Source organism: Nocardia caishijiensis NBRC 108228, from assembly GCF_001612825.1.
GTDB lineage: Bacteria > Actinomycetota > Actinomycetes > Mycobacteriales > Mycobacteriaceae > Nocardia > Nocardia caishijiensis.
Genome location: NZ_BDBE01000033.1, coordinates 1 through 13,193 on the forward strand (window position 1 = coordinate 1; position 13,193 = coordinate 13,193).

The window sequence follows — 13,193 nt, forward strand, 5'->3', positions numbered from 1 at the left end:
AAAAACACCGCCAGCGCTCCAACAAAAACAGAGGCGAAGTCTTCGGTGGATGAGGGACACCGAAGACTTCGCCTCTCGCACCCGACTCTACCGGCGAATTTCGCCCGCTCCTCGAATACATAGCCAATTCTCAGATTCATCCAAGCGGTGCCGAGCGACATTGTGACCGGAACCATCCGACACGCGGAAGTTGTTGTCCGACAGGCCGGTCGACGGCGAACTCAGGGTATCCACCGATTGCCGAAATGTCGGTTTTCCCGGATTCTGGAGAGGGTGACGCCCCCGCTCGATGCCAGCGCCCCCTCCGCCGACCGATCCGTGCCGACTCGGATCGTCACCCCCACCTCACTGCTGGACTTACGCGCGGACCACGTCGACGAATTGCGCTACCCCGCCACAGCGGTGTTGATCTTCGCCGGAGTGCCCGGCGCCGGAAAATCCACTGCGCTGCACCGGCTTTTCGGCGCCGACCCGAACGCCGAGGTGGCGGTGCGGGCAACCTCGGGCGCGCTGGTGCTCGATTCCAACCACGCCCGCAATCGCTTGCGCCACCGACTCGGCCGGGTGCCCTATCCGCTGTGGCGTCCGCTGGTGCACTGGGCGCACTATCGGGCGATCCGCGCGGCGCTGCTGATCGCCGACGGCCCGGTCGCCATCCACGACTGCGCCACGTTCGCCTGGAGCCGTCGCCTGATCGCGCGCTGGGCGCGCGCGGGTACGCGCGAAGTGCACATGGTGCTGATCGATGTCCCGGCCGCCCAGGCCAGGCGGGGTCAGGTCGTGCGGGGCAGGCAGGTGAACACCGTCGCCTTCGGTGCCCACTGCCGCCGGTGGGAACGCCTGATGCGCGATCTCGGCGCCCGCGACGCCGAACCGCGCACTCCGTTGCCCGCCACGTCGCTGGTGATCGTCGACCGGCCAACCCTCTCCGCGATCTCCCGTATCGCGTTCACCTCGAGCGCCTGAACGGACGCTTCGACAACGCCCGAGGCGGGTGGGATTCAGGGCACCAGCACGGTCAGTGCGCCGGGCATCGCCTGGACGGTGACCGGGAGGGTGCCCGCCGGTTCGCCGTCGGCGGTGGTATACCCGCCCGAGGCCGTGACGGTGATGCGGCGGGCCCGGTACCGCTTGGTCGACGGGTGGTCGATGCGCTTGCCCGACGACAGCGCGGGCAGCAGCCGCGCCATCTCCCACCGGGAAACCGCACCGACCACCGTGATGTCGAGGTACCCGTCGTCGGGCAGGGCGTCGGGGCACACCAGCATTCCGCCACCGTAGGTGCGGGTGTTGCCGATGGGCGTCATCACGGCGTCGGTGTAGATCACCGCGTGCGCGTCGTCGGGGTTGTCGAGCGCGCCTGGCGCGAGTCCCGACATCTCGATCTGGAAGGGCAGGGTGTAGCCGCGCATGAGTTCGGCGGCGGCGGCGACGGTGTAGCGCAGCGGCCCGCGTGGGCGGCGCATGGCGTTGGCGCGCAGGGTGACTCGCGCGTCGAAACCGGCGCCGACGATGGTGGCGAACCAGGTTGGCGTGGCACCGGCGGATTCGATGCGACCCAGGTCGATGGTCTTCGCGCGGCCGCGCAGCACGATCTCGGCGGCGGCGTGGGGGTCGCGGGTGGGGATGCCGAGTTCGCGGGCCAGGTCGTTGCCCGTGCCCGCGGGGACCAGCCCGAGCGGCACCCCGGTGTGCGCGAGCGCCGCGAGCAGGACGTTCATCAGACCGTCGCCGCCAACGCAGACGACCGCGTCGGGTCGCCGGGCCGGGTCGGCGATCGCGGCCGCCACCTGCTCGACCGATTCCGCCGCGCTGGGCGCCCGCACCTGCGCGACCTCGACGCCACCGGCGAGAGCCACCGCCAGGACCGCCTCGGCGACGCCGTCACCGCGCCCGGCACCGGAGTGCGGATTGGTGACGAGCAATAATCGCTGTACCGAATGCTGTTTCACGGCACCAGCTTTCCAGGGTTCAGCACGCCCGCGGGATCGAGTTCGTGTTTCACCGCCCGCAGCACCCGTACACCCAGCTCACCGATCTCGGCCGCCATCCACGGGCGATGGTCGGCGCCGACGGCGTGATGGTGGGTGATGGTGGCACCGGCGGCGACGATGGCGTCGCCCGCGGCCGCCTTGGCGACCCGCCACTGCGCGATGGGGTCGTCGAGTTGCTTGGCGACGACGGTGAAGTACAGCGACGCACCGGTCGGGTAGGTGTGCGAGATGTGGCACATCACCAGTGCGGGCGTGCCCTGCGCGGTGAGCGAATCCGTGAGCGCGGCGGTCACTTTCGCCTTCAGGTTCGCCAGGTTCGACCAACTGGTCGCCGTTTCGAGCGTCTCGCACAGCACCCCGACATCGAGGAGGGCGTCGCGCAGGTACGGCGCGGCGAAGCGACCGTGTTCCCACTGCCGCGCCGGGGCTTCGCCGAGCGCGGTTCCCCCGGCGGCGCGGAACAATGCGGACGCTTCGGCACTGCGGGCCGCGACGTGGGCGGTGCTGCCCTCGAAGGTCGTCACCGCGAGACAGCCCGCGACCGGCGCGCCGCCGATATCGCTCGAACGAGCCAGGTTCAGGCCGGTCTCGGCCTCGTCGGACAGCCGAAGCACCGTCGGCGCCGCGCCCGTCCGCACGACGGTGCGCAGGGCCGCCGCCCCGGTGGCGAAGTCGGGGAACGACCAGGCCTGGTAGGCGGTGGTTTCCGGGATGGGGTGCACGCGCAGGGTGACCGAGGTGACGACACCGAGCGTCCCCTCGGACCCGACGAACAGCTCACGCAGGTCGGGACCGGCCGCCGAGGCGGGCGCCCGGCCGAGGTCGAGGGTGCCCTGCGGGGTGGCGACCACCAGCCGCTGGACCATGTCGTCGAACCGGCCGTATCCGGCCGACGCCTGCCCCGACGACCGGGTGGCGGCGAACCCGCCGATGGTCGCGAATTCGAAACTCTGCGGGAAATGGCCGAGCGAAAGACCGTGGGCGGCGAGCAGTTTCTCCGCCTGTGGCCCGGTGAGCCCCGCGCCGAGGGTGGCGGTGCCGCTCACCGGGTCGACGTCGGTGAGGGTGTCGAGGCGGCGCAGGTCGAGCGCGACGACGGTGGGGAATCGGCCGCGAATCGGGTCGACGCCACCGACCACACTGGTGCCGCCGCCGAAGGGCACCACGGCGATGCCACGCGCGGAGCAGTACCGCAGCACGGCAAGGACCGCGTCGTGGTCGGCGGGGGCGAGGATCGCGTCGGGCGCGTCCTGTGGGCGGGTGTCGCGGCGGCGGAGCAGGTCGAGGGTGCTCTTGCCGCCCGCGTGCCGCAGCCGGTCGACGTCGTCGGTGCTCACGTGTTCGGCGCCGACGAGGGCACCGAGGTCCGCGCGGGCGATGTCGGTGAGCGAGGTCGTGACCAGCGGCACGTCGCCCTCGTCGCGTCGTGCCGCCGGCTCACCGGAGATCCCGAACACCTGGGTGAGCAGGCCACGGATCTGCGCCGACAGGGGTTGATGTCCGGCGGGCACACCCCAGGCGTCCCACACCATACTCGGCCGCTCGGCCGCCGATCCGGACATTTCGCTGTTCAACTCGACCATGCGTTACATCCTGACATATAATGTCAAGCAGTAACTACACGAGATGTCCTCGAATCGACCTCCACCCCGTTGTCGGATGTCACTGCCGCCCGATCGCGGCGACGAACCCCCCGGCGCGCTCGATACCCTTGGGCGTTCCGGCCAGCCAACGGCGCCACACCACGGCGTCGCCGAACACCTTGGGGGTGTACCACGATGATCGACCTCGCGGCTCGAGCCGACCTGCGGCTTTCGCCTACCGACATGGCGATTCTCGATGCCGCGCGGGCCTGCGTCGTCGACTTCGGGGTGCGCCGCACCACGCTCACCGAAGTGGCGCGCCGCGCCGGTGTGAGCAGGCCGACGGTGTACCGGCGGTGGCCGGACACCGGCTCGTTGATCGCGGAACTGCTGGTGCGCGAGTTGCGCACCATCGTCGCCGAGACCATGCCCGACACGGGTCTCGGTCTCGACCGGCTGGTGCGCGGCATCGTGGCCGGTGCGGCGACGGTGCGGTCGAACGCGGTGTTCGCCAAGATCTTCCGCACCGACACCGACCTGATGCTCACCTATGTGTTCGGTCGGCTCGGCCGCAATCAGCGCACGCTCATCGAACTGTTCGCCACCGCGATCCGGATCGGTCAGGAAGACGGGTCGATCCGCACGGGCAAGCCCGAGCAGCTGGCCGCCATGCTGCTGCTCATCGCTCAGTCGGCGGTCCAGTCGGCGGGCACGATGGCGCCGCTGCTCGAGGGTGCGCAGTTCGACGCGGAGCTGGCGAGGGCGATCGAGGGTTACCTGCTTCCCTGAACCCCGACAAGGATTGTGATGACTGCTGATTCGCCCACCGCGCTCCACGCGGCCCGCCGCGCCGCCGACCTCGCCGCGCTCGGCGACCACCCGGAGGTGGATGTGGTGGTGATCGGCGCGGGCGTCACCGGTGCCGGTGTCGCGCTCGACGCCGCCGCGCGCGGTCTGCGCACCGTGCTGGTGGAACGCCACGACTTCGCGTTCGGCACGAGCCGCTGGAGTTCCAAGCTCGTGCACGGCGGCTTGCGCTACCTGGCGAGCGGGCGGGTCGGCATCGCGCACGAGAGCGCGGTGGAGCGCGGCATCCTGTTGCGCACCACGGCACCGCATCTGGTTCGCCCACTCCCCCAGCTCGTTCCGCTGCTGCCCGGCGTCGGTGCGGCGCGGAGTTCGCTGATCCGTGCGGGTTTCGCCGCCGGTGACGCGCTACGGGTGGCCGCGCGCACCCGGGCCGCGACCCTGCCTCGCTCGCGCAAGGTCGCCGCCGCCGAGGCCCTGCGCCTGGCGCCGACCGTGCGCCGCGACGGCCTGCGCGGCGGGCTGCAGGCGTGGGACGGGCAGTTGGTGGACGACGCCCGACTCGTCGTCGCCCTGGCTCGCACCGCGGCCGGTCAGGGCGCGACCGTGCTCACCCGGACGGAAGCCGTTGCCGCCGACGGCCGTTCGGTGCGGCTACGCGACACCCGCACGGGTGAGGAACTGACCGTGCGCGCTCGTGCCGTCGTCAACGCGACGGGTGTCTGGGCCGGTGAGGTCGACCGCAGCATCGAACTGCGCCCCAGCCGGGGCACCCACCTGGTGTTCGACGCCGCCGCCTTCGGTGGGCTCGGCGCGGCTCTGACGGTGCCCGTTCCCGGCAGCATCAGCCGCTTCGTCTTCGCCCTGCCCGCCGCGCACGGCCGGGTCTACCTCGGCCTCACCGACGAGGACGCCCCCGGCCCGATTCCCGACGAACCCCAACCGACCGAAGCCGAGATCGACTTCCTGCTCGACACCATCAACACCGCCCTGCGGGAACCGCTGACCCGCAAGGACATCCGGGGCCGCTTCGCCGGTCTGCGCCCCCTGTTGAAGACGGCCGACGACAGCACCGCCGACATCTCCCGCGAGCACGCCGTGCTCACCGCGCCCGACGGCCTCATCACCGTCGTCGGCGGCAAACTCACCACCTACCGGCGGATGGCCGAGGACGCTGTCGACGCCGCGATCGCGCACGCGGGCCTGTCGGCCGCGCCGTGCCGCACCACACGACTTCCCCTGGTCGGTGCGGTGTCGGGCGCGTCCCGCGACCGCATCGACGCCCCGCCGGTGCTGATCGAGCGCTACGGCCACGAAGCGGGAGCCATCGTCTCGGCCTGGCTGGCCGACCCGGCCCTCGCCGCCCCCGTCGCCCCCGGAATCGACGTCACCGCCGCCGAGTTCGACTTCGCCATCACCCACGAGGGCGCCGAGACAGTAGACGACCTCCTCGACCGCCGCACCCGCATCGGCCTGGTCCCCACCGACCGCGCCGCCGCGATCCCGGCCGCCGAAGCCGCCCTCGCCCGCAACGCCGCGATCATCGGAGGCCGCCCGTAAGCCGTCGGCCCGGGACGCAGCCCGAATAGCCGACACAAGCGGACTCCGCGAGGCCAGCCGACACCACCGCCTCGGCCCCGAGCGACGGCTCAGTCGTACACCCAGGTCGCGAGGTCAACGCGCATGCACGCGCGCGGCCATTCGTCGAGGCCGTTGGCCGACTCCTCGGCGCGGATGGCGCGCAGGCCGGGCGACTCGTCGGCGACGGGGATGTAGGTGAAGCCGAGACGTTCGTAGTAGGGGCCGTTCCACGGGACCTCGGTGAAGGTCGTGAGGGTGAGTTCGCGCAGGCCCTGGGACTTCGCCCAGGTGACGGCGTGGTCGATGAGGCTCTTGCCGATCCGCAGACCGGAATGGGCGGGGTCGACCGACACCTGGTCGATGTGCGGTTGCCCGTCCACGATGCCGAGCAACAGGTAGCCGATGGGCCGATCGTCCGCGTCCGGCCAGACCCAGGCCCGTTCGCTCGCGAGAAACTCGCGCAGCAGTTCCGCCGAGGGCGGCTCGTCCTCGGCGACAGCGACCATGCCGATCTCGGCGAACGGCACTCCGGCCCGCCGTTCGATCTCCTGCAGCGCGGCGATATCGCGTTCGCGGGCAGGCCGGATGGGTCCGCCCGGCCGACCGAGTTCGCCGGTTCGGATCGCTGCGCGGCGCCGAACGGGATCGGTTGCGACGATCGCGTAGTCGGTTCGGGTGACGATCGCGGGTACGTGCTCCAAGCCGGTCATCGCACCTCCACGGGGGTGGCGAGGATGCCGTTGAGCAGCGCGTTCAGCGCCCACCGCGCGCGGGCGGCACCCTGGCCGACCAGTTGCTCGCGGACGGCGGTGATGTTCGGGTAGCGCCGGGCGGGCAGGTCGGCGAGGCGGCGGGCGACGGCCGAGTCGTCGTAGACCGCCCGCTCGGCGGCCGCGGCGGTGATGTGCGGGTACAGCAGGTCGACGCCCCAGGCGGCGCTCGCCGCATCGAGGCCGCCCTCGCGCAGCAGGCCGAGCAACTGCTCGATCAGCCCGAGCGCGCGGCCGGTCGAGCGGCCGAAGGCAACCAGCGCGAGACCCTCGTGGCGGGCGAGCGCGTCGACGGCCGAGGCGACGAGGGTTTCCAGGCGGGTACGCCAGTCGCCGACCGTTGGCGTCGGCACCGCGGCCAGCACGTGGTCGAGCATGCCGGTCATCAGGTCGTCGCGGTTGGCGACGTAGACATAGAGCGAGGCGGCACCGGTATCGAGTTCCTGCGCCACCCGGCGCATGGTGAGTGCGCCCGATCCCTCGGAATCGAGGATGCGCAGTCCGGTCTCGATGACGATGTCACGACTCAGTGGAGCTTTCGCCGGTCTGGCCCGGCGACTGACGGGTGCGGCTTTCATGGCCGATCATTCTACTCGTCGCTCGAACGTCGTTTGCCACGAACATTGTTCGCGTGACAACCCGCTTCCGCACCCGCCGAGTCCCTCTATGCTGGCAGTGACCCCATCCGACAAGGAGGCGTTGATGCGCGCGCATTCGTCCACGGTGGCAATCGTGCCCGGCACCGGAATCGTCGCCCGATTCGGCGATGTCGTGGTCTATCTGGCCGGTGAGACACCCTCCACCGACCGGTTACTCGGCGCCGTCGAGACGGTCGCGCTCAACACCACGGCCTCAGCCCCCGGTGCGGCGCTGGCCCAACGGCTGGCCGGGGTGGTGTTCGGCGGCGCGTCGGCGCCGCCGCCGTTCGGTGTCCTCGCCCCCACGGCCGACGGCATTCTGATCTTGTTGCGCGGCACCGTGATCGCCGAGGTCTCCGGCGCCGAGGGCAACCGTCGTCTCGCCGGGGACCGCGCCTTCACCTGGGTCGACGAGATCATCCGCGAGCCGGTGCGCCGCATCGCCATCGGCGCCGAGATGGCCGACCCGACCAGCGCCAACCCGCGCACCGACCTGCGGTCGGGGATCGTCAACGGCAACGGTTTCGTGCTCAACCTCGGCCGTCGTCGTGGTCCGGCACCGCGCCGCGTGGAGGCGATCGACGAACCGCCACCCACCGAGGCCACCGGTTTCCAGGCGGTCCGCCCGCGTGCCGAGGCCGAACCCGCCGCGCAACCGTCGACCAGCGGTTTCGCCGTGGCCGACGAGCCGGTGACGAGCGCTCCGGACAGCGAGACCGTGAGCGTGGGAGGTCGTGCCGATTCCGGCGAGGGCGCCACCGTGAGCACCGGCCCGCGCAACTCTCCCGCCACCCACGCGCCGCTGGCGTGGTCGCAGGCGATCGATGCGGCCAAGCGTGCCGAGCCGGTCGGCTTGCGCAAAGGTCAAGCGCACGTGGGTAGTTCGACGAGTCCACGGGGTGCCCTGGTCACCGAGGAGGGTCTGAGCTATCCCCTCGACCGGCCGTATGTGCTCGGTCGCAACCCCTCCGGCGACAATTCCGTCCGCCAGTCCGCCGCCACCCCGATCCTGATCGAACGCGACCGGCTGGTTTCGCGGGTCCATGCCTTCGTGGACCCCGACCGGGGCAAGGTGTTCGTCCGTGAGGCGCCCGCCACCTCCGGCACCTACTTCGCCGCCCCCGACAGCGACCGATGGTCGCGAGTCGGCACCCTCCCGATCGAACTGCAGCCGGGCTGGCGCCTGCGTATCAACGATTTCCTGCTGACGTACTGCGTCTGAGCTCGCCCGGACCATCCCGACGCCCGTGCGTGGAGCACCACGGGCGCCGGATCACGATCCGGCTCAGGCCTCGAGGGCGTCGAGCAGTGCCGCGCGCTGGCGTGCACCGAGACCACCGATACGACGATCCTCGGGAATCTCGGCCTGATCCATCAGCTTGGCCGCCTTCACCGGGCCAACGCCCGGCAGCGCCTTGATCACGGCCGCGACCTTGGTCTTCTTCACCAAGTCGTCGCTGTCGGCCTTCTTGAGCAGATCGGCGACGGTGACCTTGCCCTCCTTCACCTTGCCGATCAGTTCCGAGCGCGCCTTGCGCACGGCAGCCGCTTTGGCCAACGCCTCGGTGCGCTGTTCGGCGGTCATCGTAGGCAGTGCCATGTCTCCTCCGCTTCCACTCGTCACTCGAACATCTGATTGACGGACCGAGTAAACAGCACGAAATCGGCCGCATCAGTCCGACACACCGCGAGGATACGCCGATGAGTTTTGCGCGGTGAGCCCGTCTTAATGGGTAAACGCCCTGCAGACGGACGAAACGGACGAAAAGACGGTTTCCACGGAAACTGTCCCCCAACCCTTCCGTCCCTGCGGACAATCAGGTAACACGCTGATGAACGGCAACGACATCATCAGCAGAAGCACCGGACGGACGAAGGTTCAACGGCGAACCACGGAGGATCAACGACGCTCCTCGACTCCGGGCGCGGACGATGCGAATCGTTCGTCACCGTGTCCACGACGGCCGCTGAAAACAGCTGTGGGCCCGGCCAACCCGGACCGCGGATGTGCCTCGGGCGCCTCGATGCGCAACAATGACGCGACCAGGCGAACCCTTTTGCACACTGGAGTTGCGATGCGCGAGGAACACCCGCTCGATGACGAAGTCCTCGCGTTGCCCGTCCGGGTGGAACGTGCCCGGCAGCGCATCAGCTACCAATCCGACCCGGCGCTGACCGACGCGCTCTCGGAGGACGAACTGCGCGCCGAACGGGAACTCGCCGAGAAGATCCGCACCTACGAGCGCGATCAGCGCTGGAAGCAGATCAAAGCCGCCTCCACGCACGCCGACCGCCTGCGCGAGACGACCGCCGAGCTGGAACGCGCCGAGATGGCCGACCTCATGCTCGCGCGCAAGGCCATCGCCGCGCAGCGCCGCGAATCCAACCCCCGCGCCCGGCTGGCCTCGCTCTACCAGCACCGCACCTGGTCGCTGCGCGCGCTCGCGGGCGTCGTGATCGCGGGCATGCTGTGGTCGGCGGTGAACGTGCAGCACAACATCGCCCCCGGTGGCCCGAGCGACCCGCTGTTCTGGGCCAGTTTCGGCCTGGAGGCGATGATCAGCGTCTGTCTGGTCATCATCATGATCGGCACCACCCGGGTCTCGGAGTGGGGCGTGATGGGCAACCGCACGCAGGTGTTCATCGCGGAGGGTTTCCTGCTCACCCTCACCATCGCCCTCAACACCTACCCGCATCTGAGCGCGGGCAACTGGTACGACGCCGCCGTGCACGCCGTCGCCCCGGTGATGATCGGGGTGGCCCTGCTCATCCACAACGCCGCCAGCGCGCGCTATAGCACGGCCATCGCCCGGGCTTCGGCCGAGATCCCCGCCGAGGACGACGAGGACAGCATTTCCGCGGCCCCCTCGTTCCGCGACAACTGACCACACAGCACAGCGCCCGCCGGATCCGATCCAGCGGGCGCTGTGGCGTTCAGGCGTTCAGCGGCGCTCAGGCCGACTTGTCGCGACGCTCGGTGCGCTGCGTCTTGCGCGGCACGATGGTCGGGAGGACGTTCTCGGTGACGGTGTCGGCGTTCACGACCACCTTCGCCACATCGTCGCGACCCGGGATGTCGTACATCACCGGCAGCAGGACTTCCTCCATGATCGCGCGCAGACCACGCGCGCCCGTGCCGCGCAGGATGGCCTGATCGGCGACGGCCTCGAGCGCGTCGGTGGTGAACTCGAGGTCGACACCGTCCATCTCGAACAGCCGGACGTACTGCTTGACCAGCGCGTTCTTCGGCTCGGAGAGGATCTTGACCAGCGATTCCTTGTCCAGGTTGGTCACCGAGGCGACCACCGGGAGGCGACCGATGAACTCGGGGATCAGACCGAACTTGATCAGGTCCTCGGGCATCACGTCGGCGAAGTGGTCGTCGGTGTCGACCTCGGCCTTGGAACGCACCTCGGCACCGAAACCGATGCCACGGTGACCGGTGCGGTCGGAGATGATCTTCTCCAGACCCGCGAACGCGCCCGCCACGATGAACAGCACATTCGTGGTGTCGATCTGGATGAACTCCTGGTGCGGGTGCTTGCGACCGCCCTGCGGCGGCACACTGGCCTGGGTGCCCTCCAGGATCTTCAGCAGCGCCTGCTGCACACCCTCACCGGAGACATCGCGGGTGATCGACGGGTTCTCGCTCTTGCGGGCGATCTTGTCGACCTCGTCGATGTAGATGATGCCGGTCTCGGCGCGCTTCACGTCGTAGTCGGCGGCCTGGATGAGCTTGAGCAGAATGTTCTCGACATCCTCGCCGACGTAACCCGCCTCGGTGAGCGCGGTGGCGTCGGCGATGGCGAACGGCACGTTCAGCATCTTGGCCAGCGTCTGCGCCAGGTAGGTCTTGCCGCAACCGGTCGGCCCGAGCATCAGGATGTTCGACTTGGCCAGCTCGACCGTCTCACCCCGGCTGTCGCGGCCCTTGTCGCCCGCCTGGATGCGCTTGTAGTGGTTGTAGACCGCGACGGCGAGGGTCCGCTTGGCGGTGTCCTGGCCGATCACGTAGTTCTCGAGGAAATCGCGGATCTCCGAGGGCTTGGGCAGCTCGTCGAGCTTGACCTCGCTCGACTCGGCCAACTCCTCCTCGATGATCTCGTTGCAGAGATCGATGCACTCGTCGCAGATATAGACCCCGGGGCCCGCAATGAGCTTCTTGACCTGCTTCTGGCTCTTTCCGCAGAACGAGCACTTGAGCAGATCGCCGCCGTCTCCGATGCGCGCCATCTCGTAGGTCCCTACTTCCTGTGTGCGAGTGCGACCCTCGTCCTCCGATTGGGCCGGAATACGTTTCGGTGCCGACAATCAGAGCAATGGTCCCTGAGTCGACCGTACCTGCTGTGCGCGAGCCAGGTCGACAACTCGCGCATGTTCGATGTGTTGGGTTGTAGCAGAAAACCGGGTCCGCCGCCGACCAGCCGACGACGGACCCGGGCGTGTCACTTCTGTCCGCTGAGCTTGCGGTAGTCGAAGACCTGGTCGACGATGCCGTATTCCTTGGCTTCCTCGGCGGTCAGGATCTTGTCGCGGTCGGTGTCCTTGCGGACCTGCTCCTCGGACTTGCCGGTGTGCCGCGAGATCGTGACCTCCATGAGACGGCGCATCCGCTCGATCTCGGCGGCGGCGATCTCGAGGTCGGACACCTGGCCCTGCACGCCACCCGAGGACGGCTGGTGGATCAGGATGCGCGCGTTGGGCAGCGCGGCGCGCTTGCCCGGGGCACCGGCGGCCAGCAGCACGGCCGCGGCCGAGGCGGCCTGGCCGAGGCACACCGTCACCACGTCGGGACGCACGTACTGCATGGTGTCGTAGATCGCCATCAGCGCGGTGAACGAGCCACCGGGCGAGTTGATGTACATGGTGATGTCGCGATCGGGATCCTGCGACTCCAGCACGAGCAGCTGCGCCATGATGTCGTTGGCCGAGACATCGTCGACCTGGTTGCCCAGGAAGATGATGCGCTCCTCGAACAGCTTGTTGTACGGGTCGGAGGTCTTGACGCCGAACGAAGTCTGCTCGGTGAACTGCGGCAGGATGTAGCGCGACTGCGGGTTGGCGGCGGCAGCGCCACCCAAGCCTGCGCGCGGGTCGATCAGATTGGCCATGGTTGTCTCCAAGCTCGAGTCGAGTGTGTCGGGGCGCGGCGGTGGGTTACTTCGCCTGGTTCGCGTGGCTGACCACGTGGTCGATGAAGCCGTACTCGAGGGCTTCCTTCGCCGTGAACCAGCGGTCGCGGTCCGCGTCCTCGGTGACCTGCTCGACCGACTTGCCGGTGTGCAGCGCCTGCAGCTCGTTGAGTTCACGCTTGGTGTGCGCGAACTGCTCGGCCATGATCGCGATGTCGGCGGCCGAACCACCGATGCCCGCCGACGGCTGGTGCATCATGATCCGGGTGTGCGGCAGCGCGAAACGCTTGCCCTTGGTCCCCGCGGTGAGCAGGAACTGCCCCATCGACGCGGCCAAGCCCATCGCGACGGTCTTGATGTCGCACTCGGCGAACTGCATGGTGTCGTAGATCGCCATGCCCGCGGTGACCGAGCCACCGGGAGAGTTGATGTAGAGCGCGATGTCCTTGGTCGCGTCCTCGGCCGAGAGCAGCAGGATCTGCGCGCAGATCTTGTTCGCGATCTCGTCGTCGACCTGGGTGCCCAGGAAGATGATGCGCTCGCGCAGCAGCCGCTCGTACACGGAATCACTGAGGTTGAGACCAGCAGTAGCGGCTGTCATGACCCCTGCCTGGTTGATTGTCACGGATACCTGCCTTCTCTTCTCACCGATTGCAAACGGCCTACGGTTCGTCGTCGTCTCAAACAC

13 protein-coding genes are annotated in these 13,193 nt (G+C 69.2%); 5 read left to right on the forward strand and 8 right to left on the reverse strand.

The features are described 5' to 3' along the window. Window positions 1–273 precede the first annotated feature (273 nt). A complete protein-coding gene (locus NC7_RS17170; RefSeq protein WP_236573548.1) occupies window positions 274–966 on the forward strand; it encodes an AAA family ATPase in 693 nt (230 codons plus the stop codon). Window positions 967–1,001: 35 nt separating this feature from the next. On the opposite strand, the gene NC7_RS17175 is transcribed toward NC7_RS17170, so the two are convergent. Then, window positions 1,002–1,952 carry a diacylglycerol kinase family protein gene (locus NC7_RS17175; protein WP_067984305.1) on the reverse strand — a complete coding sequence of 317 codons (951 nt, stop codon included), beginning with the start codon at window positions 1,950–1,952 and terminating at the stop codon, window positions 1,002–1,004. Then, a complete protein-coding gene (locus tag NC7_RS17180; RefSeq protein ID WP_084458553.1) occupies window positions 1,949–3,577 on the reverse strand; it encodes an FAD-binding oxidoreductase in 1,629 nt (542 codons plus the stop codon). The genes NC7_RS17175 and NC7_RS17180 overlap by 4 nt, the downstream gene beginning before the upstream one ends. Window positions 3,578–3,772: 195 nt before the next feature. Here NC7_RS17180 and NC7_RS17185 point away from each other — a divergent pair, with 195 nt between their 5' ends. Further along, on the forward strand, window positions 3,773–4,366 hold the full coding sequence (locus NC7_RS17185; RefSeq protein ID WP_067984307.1) for a TetR/AcrR family transcriptional regulator: 594 nt from the start codon (window positions 3,773–3,775) through the stop codon (window positions 4,364–4,366). 18 nt (window positions 4,367–4,384) lie between these two features. Beyond that, window positions 4,385–5,944, forward strand: a complete 1,560-nt coding sequence (locus NC7_RS17190; RefSeq protein WP_067984682.1) for a glycerol-3-phosphate dehydrogenase/oxidase — start codon at window positions 4,385–4,387, stop codon at window positions 5,942–5,944. 89 nt (window positions 5,945–6,033) lie between these two features. Here NC7_RS17190 and NC7_RS17195 read toward each other — a convergent pair whose 3' ends face one another. Beyond that, on the reverse strand, window positions 6,034–6,675 hold the full coding sequence (locus tag NC7_RS17195) for a GNAT family N-acetyltransferase (protein WP_084458554.1): 642 nt from the start codon (window positions 6,673–6,675) through the stop codon (window positions 6,034–6,036). Next, on the reverse strand, window positions 6,672–7,313 hold the full coding sequence (locus NC7_RS17200; protein ID WP_067984309.1) for a TetR/AcrR family transcriptional regulator: 642 nt from the start codon (window positions 7,311–7,313) through the stop codon (window positions 6,672–6,674). Before NC7_RS17200 ends, NC7_RS17195 begins: the two co-directional genes overlap by 4 nt. Before the next feature lie 124 nt (window positions 7,314–7,437). On the opposite strand from NC7_RS17200, the gene NC7_RS17205 reads away from it, so the two are divergent. Then, a complete protein-coding gene (locus NC7_RS17205) occupies window positions 7,438–8,595 on the forward strand; it encodes a hypothetical protein (RefSeq protein ID WP_157102050.1) in 1,158 nt (385 codons plus the stop codon). A gap of 63 nt (window positions 8,596–8,658) precedes the next feature. On the opposite strand, the gene mihF is transcribed toward NC7_RS17205, so the two are convergent. Then, the gene (gene mihF / locus NC7_RS17210) at window positions 8,659–8,973 is read right to left on the reverse strand and encodes an integration host factor, actinobacterial type (protein WP_019045768.1); all 315 of its coding nucleotides are present in this window, start codon (window positions 8,971–8,973) and stop codon (window positions 8,659–8,661) included. Between the two features lie 475 nt (window positions 8,974–9,448). On the opposite strand from mihF, the gene NC7_RS17215 reads away from it, so the two are divergent. Next, entirely contained in the window at window positions 9,449–10,258 is an 810-nt protein-coding gene (locus NC7_RS17215; RefSeq protein WP_067984313.1) for a hypothetical protein, read from the forward strand. A 67-nt stretch (window positions 10,259–10,325) separates the two neighbouring features. Here NC7_RS17215 and clpX read toward each other — a convergent pair whose 3' ends face one another. The 3 genes from clpX to NC7_RS17230 all read right to left on the reverse strand — a co-directional run bounded on the left by clpX (window position 10,326) and on the right by NC7_RS17230 (window position 13,106). After that, window positions 10,326–11,606 (reverse strand): ATP-dependent Clp protease ATP-binding subunit ClpX, encoded by a 1,281-nt coding sequence (gene clpX / locus NC7_RS17220; RefSeq protein ID WP_067984316.1) that lies wholly within the window; start codon window positions 11,604–11,606, stop codon window positions 10,326–10,328. 212 nt (window positions 11,607–11,818) lie between these two features. Next, window positions 11,819–12,484 (reverse strand): ATP-dependent Clp protease proteolytic subunit, encoded by a 666-nt coding sequence (locus NC7_RS17225; RefSeq protein ID WP_067486212.1) that lies wholly within the window; start codon window positions 12,482–12,484, stop codon window positions 11,819–11,821. A gap of 46 nt (window positions 12,485–12,530) precedes the next feature. Next, a complete protein-coding gene (locus NC7_RS17230) occupies window positions 12,531–13,106 on the reverse strand; it encodes an ATP-dependent Clp protease proteolytic subunit (RefSeq protein ID WP_067984684.1) in 576 nt (191 codons plus the stop codon). Window positions 13,107–13,193 lie beyond the last annotated feature (87 nt).